Origin of the sequence: Pseudonocardia autotrophica, from assembly GCF_003945385.1 — a bacterium.
Lineage (GTDB): Bacteria > Actinomycetota > Actinomycetes > Mycobacteriales > Pseudonocardiaceae > Pseudonocardia > Pseudonocardia autotrophica.
Genome location: NZ_AP018920.1, coordinates 1964509 through 1990608, shown reverse-complemented (window position 1 = coordinate 1990608; position 26100 = coordinate 1964509). Strand labels below are relative to the sequence as shown.

The 26100-nt window shown below is 72.5% G+C and carries 29 protein-coding genes; 15 read left to right on the top strand and 14 right to left on the bottom strand.

Annotation, left to right across the window (positions count from 1 at the left end):
* The 4 genes from Pdca_RS09565 to Pdca_RS09550 all read left to right on the top strand — a co-directional run bounded on the left by Pdca_RS09565 (position 1) and on the right by Pdca_RS09550 (position 4012).
* Positions 1-1296: an SAM-dependent methyltransferase gene (locus Pdca_RS09565; protein WP_232021659.1), complete on the top strand. Its 1296-nt coding sequence runs from the start codon at positions 1-3 to the stop codon at positions 1294-1296.
* The gene (locus tag Pdca_RS09560) at positions 1293-2654 is read left to right on the top strand and encodes an SAM-dependent methyltransferase (protein WP_085912435.1); all 1362 of its coding nucleotides are present in this window, start codon (positions 1293-1295) and stop codon (positions 2652-2654) included. Before Pdca_RS09565 ends, Pdca_RS09560 begins: the two co-directional genes overlap by 4 nt.
* Positions 2651-3469 (top strand): DUF1295 domain-containing protein, encoded by an 819-nt coding sequence (locus Pdca_RS09555; RefSeq protein ID WP_085912434.1) that lies wholly within the window; start codon positions 2651-2653, stop codon positions 3467-3469. The genes Pdca_RS09560 and Pdca_RS09555 overlap by 4 nt, the downstream gene beginning before the upstream one ends.
* A gap of 78 nt (positions 3470-3547) precedes the next feature.
* A complete protein-coding gene (locus tag Pdca_RS09550) occupies positions 3548-4012 on the top strand; it encodes a peroxiredoxin (RefSeq protein WP_085912433.1) in 465 nt (154 codons plus the stop codon).
* 128 nt (positions 4013-4140) lie between these two features.
* On the opposite strand, the gene map is transcribed toward Pdca_RS09550, so the two are convergent.
* From map to dxr, 8 genes are all read right to left on the bottom strand, one after another.
* Positions 4141-4998: a type I methionyl aminopeptidase gene (map, locus tag Pdca_RS09545; protein WP_085912432.1), complete on the bottom strand. Its 858-nt coding sequence runs from the start codon at positions 4996-4998 to the stop codon at positions 4141-4143.
* 77 nt (positions 4999-5075) lie between these two features.
* Positions 5076-5462, bottom strand: a complete 387-nt coding sequence (locus tag Pdca_RS09540; RefSeq protein ID WP_232021491.1) for a DUF3054 family protein — start codon at positions 5460-5462, stop codon at positions 5076-5078.
* A 111-nt stretch (positions 5463-5573) separates the two neighbouring features.
* On the bottom strand, positions 5574-7412 hold the full coding sequence (locus tag Pdca_RS09535) for a penicillin-binding transpeptidase domain-containing protein (protein WP_158092128.1): 1839 nt from the start codon (positions 7410-7412) through the stop codon (positions 5574-5576).
* 78 nt (positions 7413-7490) lie between these two features.
* Positions 7491-8324, bottom strand: a complete 834-nt coding sequence (locus tag Pdca_RS09530) for a GNAT family N-acetyltransferase (RefSeq protein ID WP_085912429.1) — start codon at positions 8322-8324, stop codon at positions 7491-7493.
* A 29-nt stretch (positions 8325-8353) separates the two neighbouring features.
* Complete coding sequence (gene ispG / locus Pdca_RS09525; RefSeq protein ID WP_174824285.1) at positions 8354-9502, bottom strand: flavodoxin-dependent (E)-4-hydroxy-3-methylbut-2-enyl-diphosphate synthase; 1149 nt, start codon at positions 9500-9502, stop codon at positions 8354-8356.
* Between the two features lie 74 nt (positions 9503-9576).
* Positions 9577-10065, bottom strand: coding sequence for a phosphatase domain-containing protein (locus Pdca_RS09520; protein WP_085912427.1), 489 nt, complete (start codon positions 10063-10065; stop codon positions 9577-9579).
* A complete protein-coding gene (locus Pdca_RS09515; protein WP_085912426.1) occupies positions 10062-11375 on the bottom strand; it encodes a M50 family metallopeptidase in 1314 nt (437 codons plus the stop codon). Before Pdca_RS09515 ends, Pdca_RS09520 begins: the two co-directional genes overlap by 4 nt.
* Positions 11372-12517 carry a 1-deoxy-D-xylulose-5-phosphate reductoisomerase gene (dxr, locus tag Pdca_RS09510; RefSeq protein ID WP_085912425.1) on the bottom strand — a complete coding sequence of 382 codons (1146 nt, stop codon included), beginning with the start codon at positions 12515-12517 and terminating at the stop codon, positions 11372-11374. Before dxr ends, Pdca_RS09515 begins: the two co-directional genes overlap by 4 nt.
* 77 nt (positions 12518-12594) lie before the next feature.
* On the opposite strand from dxr, the gene Pdca_RS09505 reads away from it, so the two are divergent.
* From Pdca_RS09505 to Pdca_RS09495, 4 genes are read left to right on the top strand one after another with little or no spacing between them, the layout of a single operon-like run.
* The gene (locus tag Pdca_RS09505) at positions 12595-12855 is read left to right on the top strand and encodes a DUF2631 domain-containing protein (RefSeq protein WP_125911335.1); all 261 of its coding nucleotides are present in this window, start codon (positions 12595-12597) and stop codon (positions 12853-12855) included.
* Between the two features lie 7 nt (positions 12856-12862).
* Complete coding sequence (gene ligD / locus Pdca_RS09500) at positions 12863-13849, top strand: non-homologous end-joining DNA ligase (protein ID WP_085912424.1); 987 nt, start codon at positions 12863-12865, stop codon at positions 13847-13849.
* A gap of 9 nt (positions 13850-13858) precedes the next feature.
* Positions 13859-14011 (top strand): hypothetical protein, encoded by a 153-nt coding sequence (locus Pdca_RS35425; protein ID WP_158092127.1) that lies wholly within the window; start codon positions 13859-13861, stop codon positions 14009-14011.
* A 28-nt stretch (positions 14012-14039) separates the two neighbouring features.
* Positions 14040-14219, top strand: coding sequence for a hypothetical protein (locus tag Pdca_RS09495; RefSeq protein ID WP_085912423.1), 180 nt, complete (start codon positions 14040-14042; stop codon positions 14217-14219).
* Between the two features lie 123 nt (positions 14220-14342).
* Here the strand turns inward: Pdca_RS09495 and mug are convergent, their stop codons facing one another.
* A complete protein-coding gene (gene mug, locus Pdca_RS09490; RefSeq protein WP_085912422.1) occupies positions 14343-14912 on the bottom strand; it encodes a G/U mismatch-specific DNA glycosylase in 570 nt (189 codons plus the stop codon).
* Positions 14913-15347: 435 nt separating this feature from the next.
* On the opposite strand from mug, the gene Pdca_RS09485 reads away from it, so the two are divergent.
* Positions 15348-16418 carry an ATP-dependent DNA ligase gene (locus Pdca_RS09485; RefSeq protein WP_085912421.1) on the top strand — a complete coding sequence of 357 codons (1071 nt, stop codon included), beginning with the start codon at positions 15348-15350 and terminating at the stop codon, positions 16416-16418.
* A gap of 158 nt (positions 16419-16576) precedes the next feature.
* On the top strand, positions 16577-17446 hold the full coding sequence (locus tag Pdca_RS09480; protein WP_085912420.1) for a DUF559 domain-containing protein: 870 nt from the start codon (positions 16577-16579) through the stop codon (positions 17444-17446).
* A gap of 199 nt (positions 17447-17645) precedes the next feature.
* On the opposite strand, the gene Pdca_RS09475 is transcribed toward Pdca_RS09480, so the two are convergent.
* Positions 17646-18638 carry a LacI family DNA-binding transcriptional regulator gene (locus tag Pdca_RS09475; protein WP_174824287.1) on the bottom strand — a complete coding sequence of 331 codons (993 nt, stop codon included), beginning with the start codon at positions 18636-18638 and terminating at the stop codon, positions 17646-17648.
* A gap of 200 nt (positions 18639-18838) precedes the next feature.
* On the opposite strand from Pdca_RS09475, the gene Pdca_RS09470 reads away from it, so the two are divergent.
* The 4 genes from Pdca_RS09470 to Pdca_RS09455 are packed head-to-tail and all read left to right on the top strand — an operon-like array spanning position 18839 to position 23252.
* Positions 18839-20251: an ABC transporter substrate-binding protein gene (locus tag Pdca_RS09470; protein WP_085912418.1), complete on the top strand. Its 1413-nt coding sequence runs from the start codon at positions 18839-18841 to the stop codon at positions 20249-20251.
* On the top strand, positions 20248-21225 hold the full coding sequence (locus tag Pdca_RS09465; protein ID WP_085912417.1) for a carbohydrate ABC transporter permease: 978 nt from the start codon (positions 20248-20250) through the stop codon (positions 21223-21225). Before Pdca_RS09470 ends, Pdca_RS09465 begins: the two co-directional genes overlap by 4 nt.
* On the top strand, positions 21225-22097 hold the full coding sequence (locus tag Pdca_RS09460) for a carbohydrate ABC transporter permease (protein ID WP_085912416.1): 873 nt from the start codon (positions 21225-21227) through the stop codon (positions 22095-22097). The genes Pdca_RS09465 and Pdca_RS09460 overlap by 1 nt, the downstream gene beginning before the upstream one ends.
* Positions 22098-22127: 30 nt before the next feature.
* Complete coding sequence (locus Pdca_RS09455; RefSeq protein WP_085912415.1) at positions 22128-23252, top strand: ABC transporter ATP-binding protein; 1125 nt, start codon at positions 22128-22130, stop codon at positions 23250-23252.
* Positions 23253-23302: 50 nt separating this feature from the next.
* On the opposite strand, the gene Pdca_RS36775 is transcribed toward Pdca_RS09455, so the two are convergent.
* From Pdca_RS36775 to Pdca_RS09440, 4 genes are all read right to left on the bottom strand, one after another.
* Positions 23303-23506: a DUF1345 domain-containing protein gene (locus tag Pdca_RS36775; RefSeq protein WP_408635071.1), complete on the bottom strand. Its 204-nt coding sequence runs from the start codon at positions 23504-23506 to the stop codon at positions 23303-23305.
* Positions 23500-23634 (bottom strand): hypothetical protein, encoded by a 135-nt coding sequence (locus Pdca_RS37490; RefSeq protein WP_269462853.1) that lies wholly within the window; start codon positions 23632-23634, stop codon positions 23500-23502. The genes Pdca_RS36775 and Pdca_RS37490 overlap by 7 nt, the downstream gene beginning before the upstream one ends.
* 67 nt (positions 23635-23701) lie before the next feature.
* A complete protein-coding gene (gene rlmN, locus Pdca_RS09445) occupies positions 23702-24814 on the bottom strand; it encodes a dual-specificity RNA methyltransferase RlmN (RefSeq protein WP_085912413.1) in 1113 nt (370 codons plus the stop codon).
* Positions 24815-24846: 32 nt separating this feature from the next.
* Complete coding sequence (locus Pdca_RS09440) at positions 24847-25425, bottom strand: hypothetical protein (RefSeq protein WP_085912412.1); 579 nt, start codon at positions 25423-25425, stop codon at positions 24847-24849.
* Between the two features lie 186 nt (positions 25426-25611).
* Between Pdca_RS09440 and Pdca_RS09435 the strand changes: the two genes are divergently transcribed.
* A complete protein-coding gene (locus tag Pdca_RS09435; protein ID WP_085912411.1) occupies positions 25612-26097 on the top strand; it encodes a Rieske (2Fe-2S) protein in 486 nt (161 codons plus the stop codon).
* Positions 26098-26100 lie beyond the last annotated feature (3 nt).

Here is a 26100-nt window from a genome sequence, read left to right as displayed (position 1 = left end):
ATGCAGCACGAGCTGCCGGTGCCCGCACCGGCTCGGAACGCCCGGCGCCGCACGCACGCCGTGCCGCGCCCGAACGAGGGCGTCTGGCCCGGGCTGGCGACCCCGCCGGTCGCCCCGGTCAAGGCCCGGATCGCCGAGTCGTTGTTCCGCAACGCGGTGCGCAGCCTGCCGGTCCGGGTGGTGCTGCCCGGCGGCGAGCGGATCGGCGCCGGCGGCCCGGACAGCCCGGTCATGCGGATCGAGCGGCCCGCCGCGTTCTTCGCCCGGCTCGGCGCCAACTCCAAGATCGGCTTCGGCGAGTCCTACATGGTCGGCGACTGGACGACCACCGACCTGCCCGGCCTGCTGACGCCGTTCGCGGCCCGGTTGTCGACGCTGGTCCCGCCCACTCTGCAACGGCTCGGGCGGCGGTTCGCCGAGGCCCGGCAGCCGTCCGAGGAGGTCAACTCGCTGGAGGGCTCCCGGGAGAACATCCACCGCCACTACGACCTGTCCAACGAGCTGTTCGCGCTGTTCCTCGACGAGACCATGTCCTACTCGTCGGGCTGGTTCGCCGACGGCTCGGACGATCTGGTGCTCGCCCAGCAGCGCAAGATGGACGGCGTCCTGGACATGGCGGGCGTGCGGGACGGGATGCACGTGCTGGAGATCGGGACCGGCTGGGGCGGGCTCGCGGTGCGGGCCGCGCAGCGCGGTGCCCGGGTGACCACCCTGACGATCTCGCAGGAGCAGAAGGATCTCGCCGAGCAGCGGATCGCCGAGGCCGGCGTCGCCGACCGGGTGCAGGTGCTGCTGCGCGACTACCGGGAGGCACGCGGCTCCTACGACGCGGTCGTCTCGGTCGAGATGGTCGAGGCGGTCGGTGAGGACTACTGGCCCACCTATTTCGCCGCGCTCGACCGGCTGCTCGCCCCCGGCGGCCGGGTCGGCCTGCAGTCGATCACGATGCCGCACGAGCGGATGGTCGTCTCCAAGGACGACTACACCTGGATCCACAAGTACGTCTTCCCCGGCGGCCTGATCCCATCGGTCACCTCGATCGAGCAGAACCTGGCCGCCGACACCGGCCTGCGGATCGCCGAGCGGCGCAGCCTCGGCTACGACTACGCCCGCACCCTGGGGCACTGGCGGGAGAGCTTCCTGGACCGCTGGGAGGACGTCGCCGCGCTCGGGTTCGACGAGACCTTCCGCCGGATGTGGGAGTTCTACCTCGGCTACTGCGAGGCGGGCTTCCGGGTCGGCTACCTCGACGTCGTGCAGTTCTCGCTGCAGCGCCGCCCGGGAGCGTCCTCGTGAGCGCCACCCCCGCGGCCCGGCTCGCCGCACTGCTGGAGGACGTGCTCGGTGCCCCGCTCCCGGTCCGGCTGCGGGCCTGGGACGGCAGCGAGGCCGGTCACCGGGGCACCGCCGACGACCCGCACCCGCCGACCGTGATCGTGCACCGGCGCCGCGCGCTGCGCAGGCTGCTGTGGGCACCGGGTGAGCTCGGCCTGGCCCGCGCGTTCGTCTCCGGCGATCTGTCGGTCGACGGCGACGTCGCGGACGGGCTGTCCCGGTTCTGGGCGATCGCCCGTCCCGGCACCGGCGCGCTGCGGCCCTCGGCGCGCCAGAAGCTGGGCGCGCTGCGCACCGCCGCCCGGCTGGGCGCGATCGGGCCGCCGCCGAAGCCGCCCGCCTCGGAGGCGCGGATCGGTGGCCGGCTGCACACCCGTCGTCGTGACCGGGACGCGATCAGCCACCACTACGACCTGTCCAACGAGTTCTACGCCTTCCTGCTCGATCCGCAGATGGCGTACTCCTGCGGCTACTGGACCCGTGACGAGGGCCCCGACTACGGCCTGGTCGACGCCCAGCGCGACAAGCTGGACCTGATCTGCCGCAAGCTCGGCCTCGGGCCCGGGATGCGGCTGCTCGACGTCGGCTGCGGCTGGGCCTCGCTGCTGGTGCACGCCGCCGAGCACTACGGCGTGCACGCCACCGGTGTCACGCTGTCCGCGCAGCAGCGCGACTACGGCGTCGAACGGGTCCGCCGGGCCGGGCTGGCCGAGCGGGTGGAGATCCGGCTGCAGGACTACCGGGCCGTACCCGCCGAGCAGTTCGACGCGGTCGCCTCGATCGAGATGGGCGAGCACGTCGGGCAGGAGAACTACGGCGTCTACGCCGAGCAGCTGCACCGTCTGCTGCGCCCGCACGGACGCCTGCTGCTGCAGCAGATGTCGCGCGGAGCGGCCGGGGCGAACACCGCACCGGGTGGCGGCGCCTTCATGGAGTCCTACGTGGCGCCGGACATGTACATGCGCCCGCTCGGCGAGACCCTCGGGTTCCTGGAGCGGGCCGGGCACGAGATCGTCGACGTGCACTCGCTGCGCGAGCACTACGTCTGGACCGTGCGGCCCTGGCTGGACACGCTGCAGCGGCACCGGGAGACCGCGACCCGGATGATCGGCGAGGAACAGTGGCGGATCTGGCTGCTGTACCTGGCCGGTGCGGCGCTGGCGTTCGAGGAGAACCGGATGGGTGTGCACCAGATCCTGGCCGTACGCCCCGGCTCGGACGGCACGTCCGGGTTGCCGCGCAGCCGCACCGGCATCGTCGGTCTCGATCCGGCGGTGGACGCGGCGCCCACCGGCTCCGGGCAGGTCACGCTCCGGTGAGCCCGTACCCCTGGGCGGCCTGGGGCGCGAACCTCGGGATCACCGCGGTCGCGGTGATCGGGTTGGCGCTGCTCGCGTACACGATCGGCGTGCGGCGCGGGCGGCACGACGGCGCCGACATCGTCTGGGGTCTCGGGTTCGTGCTGATCGCGCTGGTCACCGCGGTGTCCGCGACGGTGCTCGATCCCGCCGGCCCGGCCTGGCGGCGCTGGCTGGTGGTGCTGCTCGTGGCGCTGTGGGGCGGGCGGCTGGCCTGGCACATCGCCCGTCGCAACCGCGGCCGCGGTGAGGACCGGCGCTATGTCGAGCTGCTCGCCACGGCACCGGGCAGCGCGTTCCGCAAGATCTACCTGACCCAGTGCGCGGTGATGTGGGTCGTGTCGCTGCCGGTGCAGCTCGCCGCCTACGGCGCGATCGGCGGCTGGGGTGTCGCGGTGACGGTGCTCGGTGTGCTCGTGTGGGCGGCCGGGTTCGGCTTCGAGGCCGTCGGCGACGCGCAGCTCGCCCGGTTCACCGCCGATCCCGGCAACCGCGGCGCCGTGCTCGACACCGGCCTGTGGCGCTTCACCCGGCATCCGAACTACTTCGGCGACGCCTGTGTCTGGTGGGGGCTGGGCATCATCGCGCTGCACCACCCGGCCGGGCTGATCGGCCTCGTCGGCGTCGCGGCGATCACCGTGAACCTGGTCCGCGGCACCGGCGCGGCCCTGCTGGAACGCGACATCGCCGAGCGCCGGCCCGGCTACGCCGACTACGTCCGCCGGACCAGCGGGTTCCTCCCGCTTCCGCCGCGGGCGGCGAACCGCGCGGGATGAGAAGCTGATGATCATCGAACCGGAGACCCCCGCCGGAACGAACACGGGGTGATCCCCCACCCGCTACGAGGAGACACCATGGCCGTCGGCGAGCTCGCGACCGACTTCGAACTGCAGGACGAGACCGGCACCCCGCGGAGGCTGAGCGCGCTGCTCGCCGACGGGCCGGTGGTGCTCTTCTTCTACCCCGCCGCGATGACGAGCGGCTGCACCCAGGAGGCCTGCCACTTCCGGGACCTGTCCGCGGAGTTCGCCGAGCTGGGCGCGCAGCCCGTCGGGATCTCCAGCGACCGGGTCGACAAACAGGGCATGTTCGCCGCCGCCAACGCGCTGTCGTTCCCGCTGCTGTCCGACGCCGACCACACCGTGGCGAAGTCGTTCGGGGCGTGGCGGGCCTGGCTGCCGGGCAACTTCCACACCCGCCGGCGCACCTTCGTGATCGACACCGACCGCCGGATCCTCGCCGAGATCGGCTCCGAGACCGCGATGACCCGGCACGCCGACGACGCGCTCGCGGCGCTGCGGCAGCGCCCCGCCGCCTGAGGCCCGGCCGAACTGCACGTTCGGACGGACGCCGTCCGGTCGACGCGGCCCGCCGCCCGAGCTCACACCCCTTCGCCCCGGTTCGCACCCGCTGCGTGGGGTGTGAACCGGGGCGACGGGGTGTGAGCTCAGGGCAGGGTGAGGATCTCCGCGCCGTCGTCGGTGACGACGATCGTGTGCTCGAACTGCGCGACCCACGACTTGTCCTGGGTGACGACGGTCCAGTCGTCGTCCCAGGTGTCGTGGTCGATCCCGCCGAGGGTGATCATCGGCTCGATGGTGAAGGTCATCCCCGGCTCGAGGACGGTGTGCACGTCGGGCTGGTCGTAGTGCAGCACGACCAGCCCGGAGTGGAACTCGTGGGCGATGCCGTGCCCGGTGAAGTCGCGGACGACGCCGTAGCCGAAGCGCTTCGCGTAGGACTCGATGACCCGCCCGACGACGTTCAACTCGCGGCCCGGGCGGACCGCCTTGATCGCCCGCATGGTGGCCTCGCGGGTGCGCTCGACCAGCAGCCGCGGCTCCTCCGCGACGTCCCCGGCCAGGAACGTGGCGTTGGTGTCACCGTGCACGCCGCCGATGAAGGCGGTGACGTCGACGTTCACGATGTCGCCGTCGTTGATCACGGTGGTGTCCGGGATGCCGTGGCAGATGACCTCGTTGAGGCTGGTGCAGCAGGACTTGGGGAAGCCGCGGTAGCCCAGCGTCGACGGGTAGGCGTCCGAGTCGATCAGGAACTCGTGGACCACCCGGTCGATCTCGTCGGTGGTGATGCCGGGCCGGACCGTCTCCCCCGCCAGCCGCAGCGCCTCCGCGGCGACCTTGCCGGCGTGCCGCATGAGCTCGATCGTCTCGGGGGTCTGCACGTCGCCGCGCCGGCTGCGTGCCGGGGAGGACTTGCCCACGTACTCGGGCCGCGGGATGTGCGCCGGCACCTCACGGATCGGGGTCGGTGTGCCGGGGACGAGCAACGTGCGCGTGGCCATGCGTTCCATGGTATGCCTCGTCCCGCCGTCCCGGCCGGGCCGCGGGGTGTGACCCCGGGACGGCTCGCCCGGCCCGGTCAGCCGTGCGACGGCTCGCGTGGCCCGCGCAGCCGGGCCACCGTCCCGGACAGTCCGCGCCAGCCGAGCAGCAGCACCGCCAGCGACACCACGGCGACGACCGCGAACGACAGCGGCAGCCGCCCGAGGAACCCCAGCCGCAGCAGGAACCCGATCCCCGCGGTCAGCGCCAGCACCACGAACCCGGCCTGCAGCGATGCCGGCGAGGCCCGCACCCACGGGGTGGCCCAGGCGACCGCGGCACCGATCAGGAACGGCAGCGCGGTCCCGGCGAGGCCGATCAGGCTGTCCGCCTCGGCGTGACTGATCCGGCCGACGGCGGCGAACACCACGACCGCGACCAGGTCGGCGGCGAGCGCCAGGGCGGGGATCCGGCTCGGATGCACGCCGACCAGGGTAGGCGGCGGGGCAAGAGCGTTCCCCCGGCGGTGATCGCGGATCCGGAACCGGAACGTCCGCCCGGCGAACGTCCCGGTTCCCGATTCGTGATCAGCAGGTCAGCGGGGCACCCCGGCCAGGAACCGTGCCGACAGCCCCACCGCCGGGCCGGACGAGCCGCCGTCCACGATCAGCGTCGCGAACGCCAGGTCGCCGCGGTAGCCGGTGAACCAGCCGTGCGCGCGGTTGGTCCCGTCCGGCCCCGCGTACTCGGCGGTCCCGGTCTTGCCGAACACCTCGCCCTGCCCGTTCGCGGCGGTCGCGGTCCCGGAGGTGACGACGGCCCGCATCATCGGACGGAGCTGGTCGAGCACGGCCGGATCCGGCGTGCCGGGGGCGACCGTCGCCTCCGTCGGGAGGCCGCGGATCAGTGTCGGGGTGACCGGAGCCCCGTGCTCGATCGTCGCCGACACCATCGCCATCCCGAACGGGGACGCCAGCACGTCGCCCTGCCCGATGCCGTCGACGGACCGCTGCAGATCGTCGGTGGCGGCGTCGACCGAGCCGGTGATCGTCGTCATCCCCGGGATCGTCCAGTCCGCGCCGAAGCCGAGCGCGCGGCCCGCCTCGGGCAGGCCCTCCGGCGGCAGGCCGAGCGCGAGCCGGGAGAACGTCGTGTTGCAGGACCGGGCGAACGCCTGCTGCAACGGGACCGTGCCCAGCGCGAACGAGTCCTCGTTGGGAAGGGTACGGCCGTCGATCACGGTGCTGCCGGGGCACTCCACCGGCGACTGCGGGGTCAGGTTCTCGGCGGGCATCGCCCCGTAGGCGGTGACCATCTTGAAGGTGGACCCGGGCGGGTAGCGCCCGGTGAGCGCGAGCGCACCGTCCCGGTCCGCCGCGGCGTTCTGCGCGACGGCCAGCACCGCCCCCGTCGACGGCCGGATCGCGACGATCATCGCCTGCCGCGACTCGCCGTCCACGGCGCCCTGTGCGGCCTCCTGCACGGTGCGGTCCAGCTCCAGGGTGACCGGCGCCCCCGGCGTCGGCGGTGCTCCCACCAGCGACGACGCCGTGGCACCGTCGGGACCGACCGCGTCGACCGACCAGCCGGGGGTACCACCGGCGGCCCGGTCGATCTCGGTCCGCGCACCCTGGATCACCTGGCCGGCGAATCCGGAGTCCGGCGGCAGCAGCCGGGTCGAGCGGACGAACCGCACGCCGGGCAGGTCCTCGATCCGCTCGCGGACCCGCTCGTAGTCGGGTTCGCGCAGCACGGCGGCGGTGTACGCCTGACCCTCCGGGGTGTTGTTCGCCCCGTCGGTGATGCTGCGCGCGGTGATCGCCGGGTCGATCCCGCCCAGTGCCGGGCCGAGTGCCGACGCCGTCTGCGCGAGGTCACCCTGCCTGGGGTCCAGGGTGATCGAGACGACCGGGACGGGCGCGAGCAGGGTCGCCCCGGACGCGTCGAGCACCGGTGCGGGCTCGGCGTTCACGGTGCGGTTGACCGGGCGCTGCCCGTCGCCCAGGCCGGGGGCGAACGCCGCCGGGGACCAGTCGACCGCCCAGCCGGTGTCGTTCGTGGCCGTCTCCGGGGCGGCGAGCAGCGGCAGCTCCAGGGTGTAGGTCCAGCGACGGCCCTGGCCGAGGTCCCAGTCGACCTCGACGGTGGAGGTGGCCCGGTCGTCGTCGGTGCGGGTACCGGTGACCCGGGCCGTCATCGACGTGGCACCCAGATCGGTGCCGGCCCGCTCCAGGTACACCGCGGCGCCCTGCGGGTCGCTGGTCAGCGCGGCCGCGGTGGACACGTCGCCGGCCGCCCATGCGGTGGTGTAGCGCTGGGCGGCGGTGCCTGCCCCGTCCCACGGGCGGAGCAGTGCGATGACCACCCCGGCCGTTGCCAGGACGGCGATCACGACGGCGAGCACGACCGGTCTGTTCCGCAGGGAGCGCAGCACGATCGCCGAGTATGACGGGCCCGGGATCACGCCGGGATGACGGCTCCGCTCACCGCGCGCGAGGGTCCGGGCCGAGGCTCAGAACAGGACCGTGGCGAACTGCGCGACCTGGGCGAACCCGACCCGCCGGTACGCGGCGCGGGCCGGCGAGTTGAACGCGTTGACGTAGAGGCTCGCGCAGCGACCCATCGCTCCCAGCGCCACCGCGACCGATGCGGTGCCCGAGGTGCCGAAGCCGTGTCCGCGCCACGCCGGGTGCACCCAGACCCCCTGGATCTGACCGACCTGCCGGGACAACGCGCCGATCTCGGCTTTGAACACGACCTCACCGTCCTGGAACCGGGCGAACGCCCGGCCGGAGGTGATCAGCTCGGCGACCCGGGCGCGGTAGCCGGCACCGCCGTCGCCGTCGCGCGGGTCGACGCCGACCTCCTCGGTGAACATCGCGACCGCGGCCGGCAGGTAGCGGTCCAGCTCGTCGATCCGGACCGGCCGCACGTGCGGATCCGGCGGGACGGCCGGCATGCCGGTGAGCGTCATCAGCGGCTGGTCCGGGCGGACCTCGCGGGCCGGGCCCCAGACCGATGACAGCTCGTCCCACATGGGCAGCACCAGCTCGGCGCGGCCGACCAGCGACGAGCAGGCCCGGCCGGCGCGGCGGGCCCGGTCGGCGAACGCACGCAACGCGGCTCGCTCACCGCGCAGCGGCACGAGGTTCGCCCCGGAGAAACAGAGACCCTCCGCCGGGCCGCCGTGTGACCACAGCTCACCGCCGAGCCGCCACGGATCCAGGCCGACCGCCTCGACCCGCGCCGCGACCATGCAGGCGGCGACGGGGTCGGCGTCGAGCACATCGTGCACCCCGGAGCGGTGACGATCGTCGAGAAGCCGTGCACCGGCCACCCTCAGCACGTGACTCATGATGCCACGCCGCTCGACGATCAGCCGACCGTCACCTGCGGTTCGCCCGGGACGGCCTCACCCATCTCCTCGGCGAGCCGCATGGCCTCCTCGATCAGGGTCTCCACGATCTTGTGCTCGGGGACGGTCTTGATGACCTCGCCCTTGACGAAGATCTGGCCCTTGCCGTTGCCCGACGCGACGCCGAGATCGGCCTCGCGGGCCTCGCCCGGCCCGTTCACCACGCAGCCCATGACGGCGACGCGCAGCGGGACCTCCATGCCCGTCAGACCGGCGGTGACCTCGTCGGCGAGGGTGTAGACGTCGACCTGGGCGCGCCCGCAGGACGGGCAGGACACGATCTCGAGCTTGCGCGGACGCAGGTTCAGCGACTCCAGGATCTGCTGACCGACCTTGATCTCCTCGACCGGCGGCGCGGACAGCGAGACCCGGATGGTGTCGCCGATCCCCTGGCGCAGCAGAGCGCCGAACGCGACGGCGGACTTGATCGTGCCCTGGAACGCCGGGCCGGCCTCGGTGACGCCCAGGTGCAGCGGGTAGTCGCACTGCTCGGCGAGCAGCTCGTAGGCGCGCACCATGACGACCGGGTCGTTGTGCTTGACCGAGATCTTGATGTCGTGGAAGTCGTGCTCGGCGAACAGGCCCGCCTCCCACATGGCCGACTCGGCGAGCGCCTCGGGCGTCGCCTTGCCGTACTTCTCCATCAGCCGCTTGTCCAGCGAGCCCGCGTTGACCCCGATCCGGATCGGGGTGCCGTGGTCCTTCGCGGCCTGGGCGATCTCCTTCACCTGGTCGTCGAACTTGCGGATGTTGCCCGGGTTGACCCGGACGGCCGCACAGCCCGCCTCGATCGCGGCGAAGACGTACTTCGGCTGGAAGTGGATGTCGGCGATCACCGGGATCTGCGACTTCGCCGCGATCGCGGGGAGTGCCTCGGCGTCGTCGGCGGACGGGCAGGCGACCCGGACGATGTCGCAGCCGGACGCGGTCAGCTCGGCGATCTGCTGCAGCGTCGCGTTGATGTCGGAGGTCAGGGTGGTCGTCATCGACTGCACGGAGATCGGGTGCTCGGAGCCGACCCCGACCTGACCGACCTGCAGCTGACGGGTCCTGCGGCGCGGGGCAAGGGTCGGCGCGGGCGCGGACGGCATACCCAGGGAAACGCTCACGATCGCCACTATCCCATCGCTGCGGCCGGGCCGCCGTTCCCGGTGAGCGGACGCACGCCGCGCGGCCGGCCGTGTCAGGTGCGGCCGTGCTTCTCCTGGGCGTCCTGCAGCGTCGACGAGTGCGGCAGCCAGGTGGCGAGCTCGACCGGCCAGCCGTCGTCGGCCAGCACCCGCACGACGGCCGGATCGTCGTCGATGATCATCGCGATCTCCCGCTCACGGACCAGGCGGCGCAGCACCTCGCGCTTGACGTAGCGGGCCGGCCGGTGGTCGTCGTCGGGCCGCATGTACAGCGGGCCGGTGGCCAGGCCGAACCCGGCCAGCCAGTCCTCGGTGAGCCGGCGGTTCCGCTCCGGGCGCCCGGTCAGGTAGACGACGTCGTAGCGCTCCAGCGCCGCCTCCAGCCGCTGCGCACCCTCCTCGAGCAGCGGATCGGCGTGCGCGGCGGCGAAGAACTTCTCCCACCGGTGTACGTCGAGGAAGTGCAGCCGGTGCGAGACGTCGGCCAGCACGCCGTCGATGTCGAACACCGCAAGCGGCCGGAGGCTGTGCTCGGCGCTCATCCGAAGAACGGCACGGGGTTGACGATGTCGGCGATCGCGAGGATCAGCGAGAAGCCGAGGAAGACGAGGACGAATACATAGGCCACCGGGAGGAGCCGGGCCGCGTCGACCGGACCGGGGTCCGGTCTCCCCAGCGCACGCGCGGTGTTCCGCTTGATCGATTCCCAGATCGCCGGGACGATCTGCCCGCCGTCCAGCGGCGGGATCGGCAGCAGGTTGAGCAGGAACAGCGAGATGTTCACCGCCGCCAGGAGCCCGAGGAACAGTGATACGTCCTGCTGCCAGGGCACGTTTTCCTGGGCGAGGATCTCACCGCCGATACGGGAGACCCCGACGACCCCGACCGGGCTGTCCGGCTCGCGCTCCTCACCGAGGAACGCGGCACCGAAGACGGCGGGGACGCGTTCCGGGATCTTGGTGATCGCCTCGCCGGTGCGGACGATCATGGACCCGATCTCGGTCGCCACGGTGCCGGGCCCCTGCCGGACGTAGTCGGGCAACAGCGATACCCCGATGAAGCCCGCGGTCACGGTGCGCGTCGAGTCCTGGAAGTCCTGCACCTCGTTGTCGATGATGTTCACCGATGTGGTGACCCGCACACCGTCGCGGTCGACGACGATCGGCGTCGGGCCCGAAGCGACCCGGATCGCCTCACGCAGCTGCTGGCCCTGCGCCTCTTCGATGGCCCGGCCCGCGAAGCTCACGACCCGGTCGCCGGGGAGCAGCCCGGCGCCGGCTGCGGGGGTGGGCGGCGCGTCCACCGGGCACTGTTCGACCTCCTGTGTCGCGGCGACACTCGCCGGGACGACACACTCGCTGACGTCCCGGATGCGGGTGCCGTCGGTCGCCTGCCCGACTCCCATCAGCAGGACCGCGAACAGCCCGACCGCCAGGATCAGATTCATGAACGGCCCGGCGAACATCACGACGATCCGCTTCCACGGCGACCGGGTCCAGAACTGCCGGTCGGCGTCCTCGGGCAGCACGTCCAGCCGGGACTGCGCCCTGGCGTCGTCCATCAGGCCCTGGAACGGGCCGGTGCGCCGGCTGCGGCCGAGCGTCTTCCCGGGCGCCGGGGGCAGCATCCCGATCATCCGGACGTAGCCGCCGAGCGGGATCGCCTTGATCCCGTACTCGGTCTCGCCGCGCTTCACCGACCAGATCGTGCGGCCGAAGCCGACCATGAACTCGGGGACCTTGATCCCGAACCAGCGGGCGGTGGCGAAGTGCCCCAGCTCGTGCCAGGCGATCGAAATCAGCAGCCCGACGAAGAAGATCGCGATCCCGACGATCGTCCAGAAGATGGTCACGAACCCGCCTTCTCCCTCGCATGGGCGCGGGCCCATTCCTCCGCCGCCAGCACGTCCGTAACGGTAGCCGGGTCACCCGTCCAGGTGTCGGCCGCCTCCAGGACCTCGGCGAGCAGATCGGTGATCCCGAGGTAGCCGATCCGGCCGCGCACGAACGCCTCGACCAGCTCCTCGTTCGCCGCGTTCAGCACCGCGGGCAGGCAGCCCCCCGCGGTCCCGGCGGCGCGGGCCAGCCGCACTCCGGGGAACGCGTCGTCGTCGAGGGGCTCGAAGGTCCAGCTCTGCGCGGTGTCCCAGCGGCACGGCGCCGAGGCGCCGGCGATGCGGTCCGGCCAGCCCAGCGCCAGCGCGATCGGCAGCCGCATGTCCGGCGGCGACGCCTGGGCCATCGTCGAGCCGTCGGCGAAGGTGACCATCGAGTGCACGATCGACTGCGGGTGCACGGTGACGTCGATCCGGTCGTAGGGCACCCCGAACAGCAGGTGCGCCTCGATCACCTCGAGGCCCTTGTTCACCAGCGTCGCCGAGTTGATCGTGACGACCGGGCCCATCGCCCAGGTCGGGTGCTGCAACGCCTGCTCGACGGTGACGCCGGCGAGCGAGTCCCTGGTGCGGCCGCGGAACGGCCCGCCGGACGCGGTCAGCACCAGCCGATCCACCTCGGCGACCCGCTCGCCACGCAGGCACTGCGCCAGCGCCGAGTGCTCGGAGTCGACCGGCACGATCTGCCCGGGTTCGGCCGCGGCGAGCACCAGCGGACCACCGGCGACCAGCGACTCCTTGTTCGCCAGCGCCAGCCGGGCGCCGGTGGCGAGCGCGGCCAGGGTCGGGCCGAGGCCGCGGGAGCCGGTGATGCCGTTCAGCACGATGTCGGCGCCGCAGGCGGTGACCAGCTCGGTCGCGGCGTCCGGGCCGTCGAGCACCTCGACGCCCGGCAACTCCTCCCGCAGCCGGGCCGCCGCCGAGGCGGACGCGACCGCGACCCGCCCGACGCGGTGCGCGCGGACCTGGGACACCAGCAGGTCCACGTCCGATCCGCCCGCGGCCAGCCCGGAGACGGTGAACCCACCGGCCCGGGTGATCACATCGAGGGCCTGGGTGCCGATCGAACCGGTGCTGCCCACCACGACGAGTGACTTCATCACTGCCCATCATCCCCGGTGCGGTCGCTGTGCGACGATGGCCCCGGTCTGCGGCGGGACGTAACAGGAGGAAGCACGTGGCGAGCAACACACGCGAGGTCGCGATCCGGTCGGGCGTCGATCCCGACATGGAGCCCTCGGTCGACTGGGGCTGGCACCAGAACTTCAGCAAGGGGATCCCGATCGCCGCGGGGCTCTCCGGCATCATCCTGCTGCTGTTCACGATCGGGCACCCGATCAGCTGGACCGAGTTCCTGTTCATGGCGGTGCCCGCCGCCGTCTGCCTGGTCGGCGCCGTCGCGTACCCGATGTACAAGCGCCGCAGCTGGCGCCGCTGACACCACCGTGGCCACCGATGCGGGTGCGCCGGTCGAGCTGACGATCGGCGACCGCGTCGTGCGGCTCTCCAGCCCGGACCGGGTCTACTTCCCGGCCCGCGGCGAGACCAAGCTGGATCTGGCCCGGTATTACATCTCGGTCGGCGAGGGCGTCGTCCGCGCACTGCGTGACCGGCCCTGCATGCTGCACCGCTTCCCCACCGGCGTCACCGGGGAGAAGGTGCACCAGAAGCGGCTGCCGCGCGGCGCCCCCAGCTGGGTGCGCACGGTCCGCGTGCACTTCCCGCGGTACAACCGCACCGCCGACGAGCTGTGCGTCGCCCATCCGGCCGACGTGGTCTGGGCGGTGCAGATGTCCACCGTGGAGTTCCATCCGTGGAACTCGCGGGCGGCCGACGTCGAGTCCCCCGACGAGTGGCGGATCGACCTGGACCCGATGCCGTCCTCGTCCTGGGCGGACGTCCGCCGGGTCGCACGCGTGGTGCACGAGGTGCTCGACGAGGTGGGCGCGACCGGGTACCCGAAGACATCCGGCGGCACCGGGCTGCACGTGTACGTGCGGATTCCGCCCGATCACGGGTTCGCCGACGTCCGCCGGGCCGCGCACGCGTTCGCCCGCGAGGTCGGCCGGCGCTGCGACCGCGTGGACCTGTCCTGGTGGCGCAAGGACCGGGACCCGTCGAAGATCTTCGTCGACTACAACCAGAACGCCCGCGACCACACCATCGCCTGTGCCTACTCGGTGCGCGGCACCCCGGACGCGCGGGTGTCGGCGCCGGTCCGCTGGGACGAGATCGACGACTGCGAGCCCGGCGACTTCACCATCGCGTCGATGCCGGCCCGCTATGCCGAGCTCGGCGACCTGCACGCCGGCATCGATGACGCGACGTTCGCGATCGATCCGCTGCTGGAGTGGGCCGACCGGGACGCCCGCGACGGCACCCCGGCACCCGACGAGTCCGATCTGCCCGATCTCGACCGCCCGGGCACCTAGGGTCGCGGCATGGAGAACCAGGGACTCGCCTGGGGCATCGCGTGGGGGCTGCTCGCCGGGGCCGCCCTCGCGGTGGTGTTCGACAACTGGTTGCTCCCCGGGGTCGGCATGATGCTGGGCATCCTGATCGGGATGATGGTCGACCGGCGCGGCTCCTCCTGATCCGCACCGCGAACAGGAGGGACCGCGGATGGACGACGAGTACCGCCGCAACCAGCTGCACCGGCTCGGCTACGGCATCGGCGGTGGGCTGGTGGCCGGGGCCGCCGTCTGGACGCTGACCGACACCTGGTGGTGGGTGCCGGTGTTCCTGGTCGTCGGGTTCGGAGTGGGGCTGTTCCTGCGCGCGACGACGCCGCCCGCGGCCTGACCGCGTTCGCGCCACCCGCCGCCCGGCCGCGCTCGTGCTGCCGGCTCCTCACGGCGTTCGCGCAGCCTGCCTCCTGCGAACCGGCCACCCGCCGTGCTCGCGCCACCCTGCTCCGGGCCACGCTCACCCGCTCTGCTTCCGGCTGCGTTCGCGCAGCCTGCCGAACTCGGCGGCCATCGCGGCGCGGCTCCAGTGCGCGTTCAGCCCGGACGGGTTGGGCAGCACCCACACCCCGGTCCCGCCGAGGCCCTCCGGCTGCTCGCCGACCCGCGCGTCCCGGTGGCCGAAAGCGGTCCGGTAGGCGCCGATCCCGACCACCGCCAGCCACGCCGGACGGTGCCGCGCCACCAGCTCGCGCAGCCGTCCGCCGCCCTCGACCAGTTCCTCGGCCGTGAGCTCGTCGGCACGGGCGGTGGCCCGCGGTGCCATGTTCGTGATGCCCAGGCCCAGCCCGGCGAGCTCGCCCTGCTCGTCGGGACGCAGCAGGCGCGGGGTGAACCCGGAGTCGTGCAGCACCGGCCAGAACCGGTTCCCGGGCCGCGCGAAGTGGTGGCCGGTGGCCGCCGACAGCAGTCCCGGGTTGATCCCGCAGAACAGCACCCGCAGCGCCGGATCGCCGGGACCGGGCAGGACGTCGGGGATCGTCCGGTCGCGGGCGCGGTCCAGCTCGGCCCGGCTCGGGGTGGCCGTCACAGCGGCCCGGGTCGGCCCAGCGGGAACGAGCCCAGCAGCAACCGGCGCAGCGGGAACCGGCCCGGCAGCGCCCGGCCCGGCAGCGCCCAGCTCAGCAGCGCCCGGCTCAGCAGCGCCCGGCTCGGCAGCGCTCGGCTCGGCAGCGCTCGACCCAGCAGCGCCCGACTCAGTGGGAACCGGCTCGCCAGGCCCCGGCTCGGCGGGACCGCGATCGGTGCGGTCGAGGCGTCCCATCAGGGCAGTCCAGCACGCCACCGATCAGTTCGCGCCGCCGGACCGGTCCACCCGGGTGGATGCACCGCTGTGTCGTCGCACCGCTGTGTCGTCGCACCGCTGTGTCGTCGCACCACCGTGCCGTCGCACCACCGTGCCGTCGCACCACCGTGCCGTCCGCGCCACCGTGCCAACCCGCCCTGCTGAGAGGAGACTGCCGCCGTGGACCTGCCCGTGATGCCCCCGGTGAAGCCGATGCTGGCCAAGCCCGCGCCGTCGATCCCGCCGGACCGGCTCTACGAGCCGAAGTGGGACGGCTTCCGGTCGATCGTCTTCCGGGACGGCGACGAGATCGAGATCGGCTCCCGCAACGAGCGCCCGCTGACCCGCTACTTCCCCGAGGTCGTGGAGGCGGTACGGGCGAACCTCCCGCCGCGGGCGGTGATCGACGGAGAGATCGTCGTCGTCGACCGGGCGAACAACACCCTCGACTTCGAGGCGCTGCAGCAGCGGATCCATCCGGCGGCCAGCCGGGTCACGCTGCTCTCGACGGAGACGCCCGCGTCGTTCGTCGCGTTCGACCTGCTCGCGCTCGGCGACACCGACCTCACCGATCGTCCGTTCGCGCAGCGGCGCGCACTGCTCGAGGAGGCGCTGGCGCCGGCGGCCCCGCCGGTGCACGTCACCCCGATCACCTCGGACACCGGCACCGCGCAGCGCTGGTTCGAGCGGTTCGAGGGAGCCGGCCTGGACGGGCTGATCGCGAAGGACCCGCAGGGCGTCTACCAGCCCGACAAGCGGGTGCTGACGAAGATCAAGCACGAACGCACCGCGGACTGCGTGCTCGCCGGGTACCGGGTGCACAAATCCGGGCCGGACGCCGTCGGCTCGCTGCTGCTCGGCCTGCACGACGAGCGCGGGGTGCTGGTGTCGGTCGGTGTGGTCGGCGCGTTCCCGATGGCGCGCCGGCGCGAGCTGATGACCGAGCTGGCCCCGCTGATCACCGACTTCGACTCGCACCCGTGGGCCTGGGCGAAGCAGCTGGAGGGCGAGCGCACCCCGCGCAAGTCCGAGGGCAGCCGGTGGAACGCGGGCAAGGACCTGTCGTTCGTGCCGCTGCGCCCGGAGCGGGTGGTCGAGGTGCGCTACGACTACATGGAGGGCGTCCGGTTCCGGCACACCACCCAGTTCGTGCGGTGGCGCCCGGACCGCGATCCGGCGTCCTGCACCTACGAACAGCTGGAGCGCCCGGTGCGCTTCGACCTGGGCGAGGTGCTGGCCGGGCGCGGCTGATCCCGTTTCATGATCCCTGTTTCGGGAGTTCCGGTGTTCCCATCGCGCTCCAGGACTCCCGAAACAGGGATCATGGTCGGCGCTGCGGATCTTTGCGGCGGCGAACCGGTTCCGCCGAACCCGCCCCTCCCCCGACGCGTGCGAGCAGGCTCCCGCGGATGCGGTTCCAGGACGTCCTGCGCCGGCAGCACGGCGTGATCACCCGAGCCCAGGCCCGGGCCTGCGGAATGTCCCCGGCCCTGGTCCGGCGCCGGATCACGCGCGGCGAGCTCATCGAGGTCTACCCGGGGGTGCTGTGCTCGACGGCGCACCGGGCGACCAGCCGGATGCTGGTCACCGCGGCCGCACGCTGGGCGGGCCCACACGGCGTGCTCGACGGCGTCGCCGCGGCGATCGTGCACCGGATGCTGCCGCGGCAGCCCGATCGCTCCCGTCCGGTGGGGGTGACCGTGCCGCACCGCGTCCGGCGGACCGTGCCCGACGGGATCCGGCTGCGCCGCCGCGATCTCGCCCCGGCCGACCGGGTCACCCGCGACGGTGCCGGCGTCACCTCCCCCGGGCTCACCGCCCTGGAGACCGCCGCGACGCTCCCGGACGGTGCCGCCTTCCTGGACCGGGTGCTGCAGCGCGGGCTCCCGTTCGCCGAGCTGCTCGCCGCGCACGACCGCAACATCGGCGCCGCCGGGCTGCCGCGCGCCCGATCGCTGCTGGTGGAGGCCGCGGACCGGGCCGACTCACGGGCCGAACGACGGCTGATCAGGCACCTGCGGAGAGCCGGCATCACCGGGTTCGAGCGCGGGTTGCCGTTCGGGCCGTGGTTCGTGGACGTCGCGTTCCCGCGCAAGCGGCTCGCCGTCGAGGTGGACGGCTGGGCGTTCCACTCCGATCCCGAGCGGTTCCGCACCGACCGTCGCAAGCAGAACGCACTGGTCGAGGCCGGTTGGACCGTGCTGCGCTTCACCTGGCACGACATCCGGGACCGGCCGGAGCAGACGGTGGCCCGGATCCGGCGCGCGCTCGGACCATGATCCCTGTCTTGGGAGTATCGGTGCGCGAATCACGCTCCGGCACTCCCACAACAGGGATCATGGTCGGCGCCCCCGCACACCACGGCGCACCCGCACACCACCGCGCACCCGCGCTCCGGGACACCAGCGCCGCGCGGCCGGGGCCGCGGCACCCCGCGCCCCAGCGAGGCGCCGGCGCACCACCGCTCTCAGGGCGCGATCATGCTCGGCCGTCCCACCCGCAGCCGCAGGAGTCCCGGTGTACGAAGCGGGTCGGCAGCCGCACCGACCGGGGATCGGCGTCGGGCTCGGTCATCCTGCGCAGCAGCAGCCGCACCGCCTCCCGGCCGATCTCGGCGAAGGACTGCGCGACGACGGTCAGGCGCGGGCTGAACGCGTCCGCCCACGGGAAGTCGTCGAACGCGGCCAGCGCGACGTCGCCGGGGATCCGCAGTCCGACGTCGTGTGCGGCCTGGACCGCGCCGATCGTCATCGCGTTGTTTCCGGTGACCAGCGCGGCGGGCCGGTCCGGGCGGGCGAGCAGCTCGCCGACCGCCCGGCGGGCCGGTTCGGCCTCCGAGTGGCCCTCGACGACCAGCGAGTAGTCCAGTCCGGCGCGTTGCAGGCCGAGCCGGTACCCGTCCAGCCGCTCCACGGTGGTGGCCAGCCCGGCGTGCCCGGCGACGAAGCCGATCCGGGTGTTCCCGGCCGACACGAGATGCTCGACGAGCCGGGCCACCGGCTCGACGTTCTCGGTGCCGACCTCGTCGTACCCGCCGCCGAGCATCCGGTCCACGAGCACGGTCGGCACCTTCTGCGTCGCCAGCGCGGACAGCGTGCCCGCCGAGTCCGCGGACGGGGCGAGCAGCACCCCGTCGACCCGGCTGCGCAGCCGGGCCACGGCGGTCGCCTCGTAGCCGGGATCGTCGTGCGGGTCGGTGAGCAGCAGCGTGTACCCGGCCGCGGCGGACTCGTCCTCCACCGCGTGCAGCAGCTCCCCCAGGTACGGATTGGAGATCGCGGACAGTGCGAGCCCCAGCGTGCGGGTGCGGGCGGTGGCCAGTGATCGGGCTGCCGCGTTCGGTGTGTACTGCACCTGTTCCATCGCCGCCAGCACCTGCCGACGGGTGTCCTCCCGGACCGGTCTGGTGCCGTTGAGGACGTGCGAGACGGTCGCGGTGGATACCCCGGCGAGCCGGGCGACCTCGGCCATGGTCGCGATCGTGCACCTCCGGTAACGGTTCGACCGCTTGATAAAGGCAAGCGCTTGCGCAAGCGGTTACTTCGCGCATACCGTACACGAGTCCGCCGAACGGACGTGTGCAGAATCACACACTTCAGCAGCAGTCCAACAGCCCTCGACGACGAGGAGAGCGCCGTGAGGAACGGCCGAGCCGAACGGAACCAGTCGCCGTGACCCCCGGGACCACAACCCGCCGCCGCCGACGGCCCGCCGTCGCCGCCGCGCTGCTCGCCGTCGCATCGCTGATTATCTCCGGCTGCGCTGGCGCGGGTGCACTGGGGCTGCCGGAGGGCGCACGCGTGGTGACGATCGCGATCGTCTCCAACCCCCAGATGGAGGACGCGATCGCGCTGACTCCGCGCTTCGAGGCCGAGAATCCGGACATCCGGCTCCGCTTCGTGAGCCTGTCCGAGAACGAGGCCCGCGCGAAGATCACCGCATCGGTCGCCACCGGCGGCGACGAGTTCGACGCAGTGATGATCAGCAACTACGAGACCCCGCAGTGGGCCGAGAACGGCTGGCTGGTCGATCTCGACCCGCTGATGGCCGACACCCCCGGCTACGACCAGGACGACTTCACCCCGAGCATCCGGGACGCGCTCTCCGGCCCCGACGGCCACCAGTACTCGGTGCCCTTCTACGGCGAGTCGTCGTTCCTGATGTACCGCAAGGACCTGTTCGCCGAGGCCGGGCTGACCATGCCCGAGCAGCCGACCTGGCCGCAGGTCGCCGAGTTCGCCGACCGGCTCACCGACCGGGACCAGAACCGCTCCGGGATCTGCCTGCGCGGGCTGCCCGGCTGGGGCGAGGTGATGGCCCCGCTGGACACCGTGATCAACGCCTTCGGCGGCCGCTGGTTCGACGAGCAGTGGAACGCGCAGCTGACCTCGCCCGAGGTCCGTCAGGCCGTCCAGTTCTACGTCGACATGGTGCGTGAGAACGGCATCCCGGGCTCCGCCCAGGCCGGCTTCTCCGAGTGCGGCACCCAGTTCAGCCAGGGCAACGCCGCGATGTGGTATGACGCGACCGTCGCCGCAGGCCTGGTGGAGAACCCCGAGGAGTCCCAGGTCGTCGGTGACGTCGGCTACGCGCCGGCCCCGGTCGGCGACGACGGCCGTCCGTCCGGCTGGCTCTACTCGTGGGCGCTGGCCATCCCGCAGACCACCGCGGACAAGGGCCCGGAGCAGGTCGACGCGACCTGGAAGTTCCTGTCCTGGATGACCTCGAAGCCCTACCAGCAGCTGGTCGGCGAGGAGTTCGGCTGGACCTCGGTGCCCCCGGGCGCCCGCCAGTCGACCTACGACATCCCCGAGTACATCGAGGCGTCAGCCGCGTACGCGCCGCAGACCCAGCAGGCGATCACCGACGCCGACCAGGAGAACCCGACCCGCAACCCGGTCCCCTACACCGGCGTGCAGTTCCTCGCGATCCCGGAGTTCCAGGACCTCGGCACCCGGGTCAGCCAGCAGATCTCCGCCGCGATCGCCGGTCAGCAGACCGTCGACGAGGCACTCGAGCAGGCCCAGAACTATGCCGAGACCGTCGGCGAGACCTACCAGGAGCAGGAGGGGGTGAACCCGTGAGCACCTCGGAGACGAGCACGCCACGCGGCGCTACGGCCGCCGTCGCCGATCCGGCGACGACGCCGTCGAAGCCCGAGCGGCCCGCGGTCGGGCCCGGCTCGCGCCGGGACGGCTGGATCCGGCGCGGCCCGCTGCTGCCGGCACTGATCTTCACGATCGTCGTCACGCAGCTGCCCTTCCTGTTCACGATCTACTACTCGACGCAGTCGTGGAACCTGGTCAACCCGGGCAGCCAGCGGTTCGTCGGCTTCGACAACTACCTGACGGTGTTCACCGACTCGCAGTTCCGCGGGGTCGCGCTGAACTCGATCGTCCTCACCCTGGGCTCCGTGCTGATCGCGGTGGTCCTGGGGCTGGCGATCGCGCTGCTGCTCAACCGCTCGTTCCCGGGCCGCGGCCTGATCCGCACGCTGATCATCACGCCGTTCCTCATCACCCCGGTGGCCGGCGCGCTGATCTGGCAGACGGTCATGTTCGACCCCACCTACGGCCTGGTGAACTTCGTGCTCGGGCCGTTCGGGGCCGGCACCACCGACTGGATCTCCAGCTACCCGCGGGCCGCGGTGATCGTCGCCCTGGTGTGGCAGTGGACGCCGTTCATGATGCTGCTGCTGCTGGCAGGGCTCGGCTCGCAGCCGCCCGAGGTCGTCGAGGCGGCCCGGATGGACGGGGCGGGCGGCTTCGCGGTGTTCCGCGAGGTCACGCTGCCGCACCTGCGCCGGTTCATCGAGCTGGGCGTGGTGCTCGGCGCGATCTACCTGGTGAACACCTTCGACACGATCTACATGATGACCCAGGGCGGCCCGGGGACGGCGAGTGCGAACCTGCCGTTCTACATCTACCAGCGGGCCTTCCTGGGCTTCGACATCGGCGAGTCGGCCGCGATGGGTGTGGTGACCGTGATCGCGACGATCATCGTCGCCACGCTGGCCCTGCGCCTGATCTTCCGTAGCTTCTCCACCGAGGAGGCGTGATGACCGCGGTCTCCGACGACACCCGCACGACGCCGGACACGGACACGCCCGCCCGGCCGAAGGGCCGGCTCACCGGCACCCTGCTGACGGTGCTGGCCTGGATCGTCGGCATCGGGTTCTTCTTCCCGGTGCTGTGGATGGTGCTGACCGCCTTCAAGCAGGAGCGCGACGCCTACACCGATCCGCCGACCCTGTTCTTCACCCCGACCCTGGACCAGTTCGCCGGGGTCTTCGGCGGTGGGGTCACCCCCTACCTGCTCAACTCGCTGTTCGCGACGCTCATGTCGACGGCGCTGGTGCTGCTGCTCGGCACGCCGGCGGCGTTCGCGCTGAGCCTGCGCCGGGTCAAGCGCACCCAGGACGTCCTGTTCTTCTTCATCTCGACCAAGATGCTGCCGATCGTCGCGGCGATCGTCCCGATCTACGTCGCGGTGAACTTCATCGGCGCGCTGGACAACATCTGGACCCTCGTCGTGCTCTACACCGCGATGAACCTGCCGATCGCGGTGTGGATGATGCGCTCGTTCTTCCTCGAGGTGCCCAAGGAGCTCCTGGAGGCGGCGAGCATGGACGGCGCCTCGCTGTGGCGCTCGCTGCGCGAGGTCGTGCTGCCGATCATCTCGCCCGGCATGGCCGCGACGGCGCTGATCTGCATGATCTTCAGCTGGAACGAGTTCTTCTTCGCGGTGAACCTGACCGCGTCCCAGGCCGCGACCGTCCCGGTCTACCTGGTCGGGTTCATCACCTCCGAGGGCCTGTACTTCGCGAGCCTGTGCGCCGCCGCGACCGTGGCCGCGCTGCCGGTGGTCATCATCGGCTGGGTTGCACAGAACAAGCTGGTCCAGGGCCTGTCCTTCGGAGCCGTCAAGTGATCGAGTCGCAGAAGCAGAGGGAGGCCCGCCGTGGCTGACGTGGTGTTCGACCAGGCGAGCCGGATCTACACCCCCGGAGCGAAGCCGGCGGTCGATCGGCTGGACCTGACCGTGAAGGACGGCGAGTTCGTCGTCCTGGTGGGGCCGTCCGGTTCCGGGAAGTCGACCGCGCTGCGGATGCTGGCCGGGCTCGAGGAGATCGACGGCGGGGCCATCCGGATCGACGGCGAGAACATGGTCGGGGTGGCGTCGAAGGACCGGGACATCGCGATGGTGTTCCAGAACTACGCGTTGTACCCGAACAAGACGGTCGGCGAGAACATGGCGTTCCCGCTGAAGATGGCCGGGCTGGACAAGGACGCGCGGGCGACGAAGGTCCGGGAGGCGGCCGCGATCCTCGGGCTCACCGACTACCTCGACCGCAAGCCGCGGGCGCTGTCCGGTGGGCAGCGGCAGCGGGTCGCGATGGGCCGGGCGATCGTCCGCGAGCCGCGGGTGTTCCTGATGGACGAGCCGCTGTCCAACCTGGATGCCAAGATGCGGGTCTCGACGCGTACCGAGATCGCCGCGCTGCAGCGCAGGCTCGGCGTGACCACCGTCTACGTCACCCACGACCAGGTCGAGGCGATGACGATGGGCGACCGGGTCGCGCTGCTCGCGGACGGCAAGCTGCAGCAGTTCGCCACCCCCGCCGACCTCTACGACCGGCCGGACAACGCGTTCGTCGCGGGCTTCATCGGCTCGCCGGCGATGAACCTGTTCACGGTGCCCGTCACCGAGCGCGGTGTGCGGCTGGCCGGGCACGAGATCGGGCTGCCGCAGGACGTGCGGTCGACGATCGGTGCCCAGCAGCTCAGCACGGTGACCCTCGGCATCCGGCCCGAGCAGTGGAGCGTCTCCTCCGACGGTGGGGAGGGCATCCCGGCCCGGGTCGACGTCGTCGAGGAGCTGGGTTCGGACGCCTACCTCTACGGCACCCTCGCCGAGTCGTCCGGGGACCTGTCCGCCACCGCGTCGCTGACCGGCTCGAAGGACGACGCGGTCGTCGTCCGGACCGGGGGCCGGTCCGGGGCGCGCCGCGGTGACCGGGTGGCGCTGACGCCGTCGGTGGAGGGGCTGCACCTGTTCCACCCCGAGACCGGCGCCCGCCTGTAGCCGTATCCCGCCCGGCGGCACGGGAGTGCCGCCGGGCGGAGCCCAGGGGGTCAGCGGCCGCTGATCACGCCGATCGCGATCGCGAGGATCGCGGCGTTGTAGAGGAACGCCGGCACGCTGTGGGCGAGGAACCGGAGCCGCACGGCCGAGCCGTTGCTCTGCACGTCGGAGACGTTGAACGAAGTGCCGACGCCGAACGAGAAGTAGGCGACGTCGACCAGCGTCGGCCGGTCGGTGCCGGGGAAGATCAGGATCCGCTCCGGCAGCGCCGCGTAGGCGCGGGCGTACCGCTCGGCGTAGCCGAGGTGCAGGATCGCCAGGCCAGCAGCACCGGGGCGAACTCGATCACCCGCGAGGTGATCAGGGACAGGCGTGCGGTCACGAACCGTTCCTCGTCGGATTCCGGACCGGACACCCGTAGCCCTGCGACGACCCCCGGTCGCCCGGCCTCACCCGCCCGAGTGGGAGGCGGCGAGCTGACCGCAGGCCGCGTCGATCTCCTGGCCGCGGGTGTCCCGCACGGTGCAGGCGACACCGGCGGCGCGCACCCGGCGCACGAACTCCTCCTCGACCGGCTTCGGCGAGGCGTCCCACTCGCTGCCCGGGGTCGGGTTGAGCGGGATCAGGTTGACGTGCACCCGGGAGGTGCCGATCCGCTGCCGGAGCAGCTTCCCGAGCAGGTCCGCCCGCCACGGCTGGTCGTTGACGTCCCGGATCAGCGCGTACTCGATCGACACCCGGCGGCCGGTGGTCGTGGCGTAGCGGCGGGCGGCGTCGAGCACCTCGCCGACCTTCCACCGGTTGTTGACCGGCACCAGGGTGTCGCGCAGCTCGTCGTCCGGGCAGTGCAGGGAGACCGCCAGGGTGACCGGGATGCCCTCCTCGCGGAGCCGGTCGATCGCCGGGACCAGCCCGACCGTCGACACGGTGACGCCACGCGCCGAGATGCCGAACCCGTCCGGGGCGGGTGAGGTGATCCGGCGGACGGCCGCGACGACCCGCTTGTAGTTCGCCAGCGGCTCGCCCATACCCATGAACACGACGTTCGAGAGCCGGGTGGGCTCGTCGAGCACGCCGTCCCGGGCGTCCGCGGCGGCCCTGCGCACCTGGTCGACGATCTCGGCGGTGGACAGGTTGCGCTGCAGCCCGCCCTGGCCGGTCGCGCAGAACGGGCAGGCCATTCCGCAGCCCGCCTGGCTGGAGATGCAGACGGTCGCCCGGTCCGGGTAACGCATCAGCACCATCTCGGCGAGCACGCCGTCGTGGCCGCGCCACAGCGTCTTGCGGGTGGCGCCGCCGTCGCAGGCCTTCTCGGTGAGCGGGGTGACCAGCGGCGGCAGCAGCGCCCCGAGCTTCTCGCGCGCGTCGGCGTTGAGATCGGTCATCGCCTCGACGTCGGCGGTCAGCCGGCCGAAGTAGTGCCGGGCCAGCTGGTCGAGGCGGAACTTCGGCACCCCGACATCGGAGGCGGCCGCTGCCCGTTCCGCCGGATCGAGATCGGCAAGATGGCGGGGCGGCGTGCCGCGGCGGGGGGCGTCGAAGACGAGCGGGAGACTGGACATGGCACCCACCAGTGTGCCAGCCCGCAGGATCCCTAGCGCAGGCCGGGGATCCGCAGGTTGAAGCGCCGGGCGAGGTCCTCCAGGATTCCCAGCCTGCGCAGCGCCGCCACCCACAGCACGATGCCCGCGCCGAGCCCGATCACCGGCTGCGACGAGCCGGTGCCCTGGCCGGTCCAGGTCAGTGCCAGGAACGCACCGAAGGCGGCGATCAGCAGCACCAGCGCCCCGGTGGCGACCAGGCTGCGCTCCTCCAGCACGGTGGACGCCTGGATCAGCAGGACCCCGACCAGCGCCGCGGACAGCGCGATCGAGACCTCCCGGTAGCCGACCAGCCCGAGCAGCGCCGGCATCAGCACGAGGCCCGCGACGCCGATCACGATCAGCCGCTGCATCCGGCGCTTGCGCTCGGGATGCAGGGTGACGGCCATCGCCGCGTTGCGGCGCCGGACGACCCACATGTAGGCGGCGAGGAACAGGCCGAGCGCGACGAGCACGGTGCCGAACCCGCTGTCCAGCCCGCCTGCGCCGACCGTCCAGGCCAGGGTGCCAAGGACGATCTCCAGGCTCGGGGCCGGCACACCGAGCAAGGGCTGACGCGTGGTGTACGGCATGGGTCCACGGTAGCGAGACCGGTCGCCCGTTCGCCGCCACTCCCCCACCCTCGGTGAGCGGTCCGGCTTGACGCTCACCCCACCGCAAACCGGACATCGTGGGACGCTGACCGCACGGGTGGGTCCCGAACCCCGCCCGGCACACCACCACCGCCGGCCCCGATCCGGCACGCGCCGAGGAGCACGATGACCCACCCCCGGAAGACAACCCGCACCGTCGACGAGGACGCCCCGCGCACCGGCGGGATCGGCCGGCGCGCAGTGTTCGCCGGCGCCGGCGCCGGCGTCGCCGCGATCGGCGCGGTCGCGGCCTGCGGCGGCGGCAGCACGACGACCGAGGACACCGGCGGGCAGCAGCAGACCGGGGACGTGCCCGACGGCGCCCCGGGCACCGAGCTCGGACCGGCCTCGGAGGTCCCGGTCGGCGGCGGAATGATCTACTCGGACGAGCAGATCGTGGTCACCCAGCCCACCGAGGGCGAGTTCACCGGCCTGTCCTCGATCTGCCCGCACCAGGGCTGCTCGATCGGCTCGGTGGGCGGTGGCGTGATCATCTGCCCGTGTCACGACAGCCGGTTCGGACTCGACGGCGCCGTGCTGCAGGGCCCGGCTCAGCAGCCGCTGGAGTCGCGCCCGGTGACCGTCGCCGACGGGTCGATCACGCTCGCGTAGGCC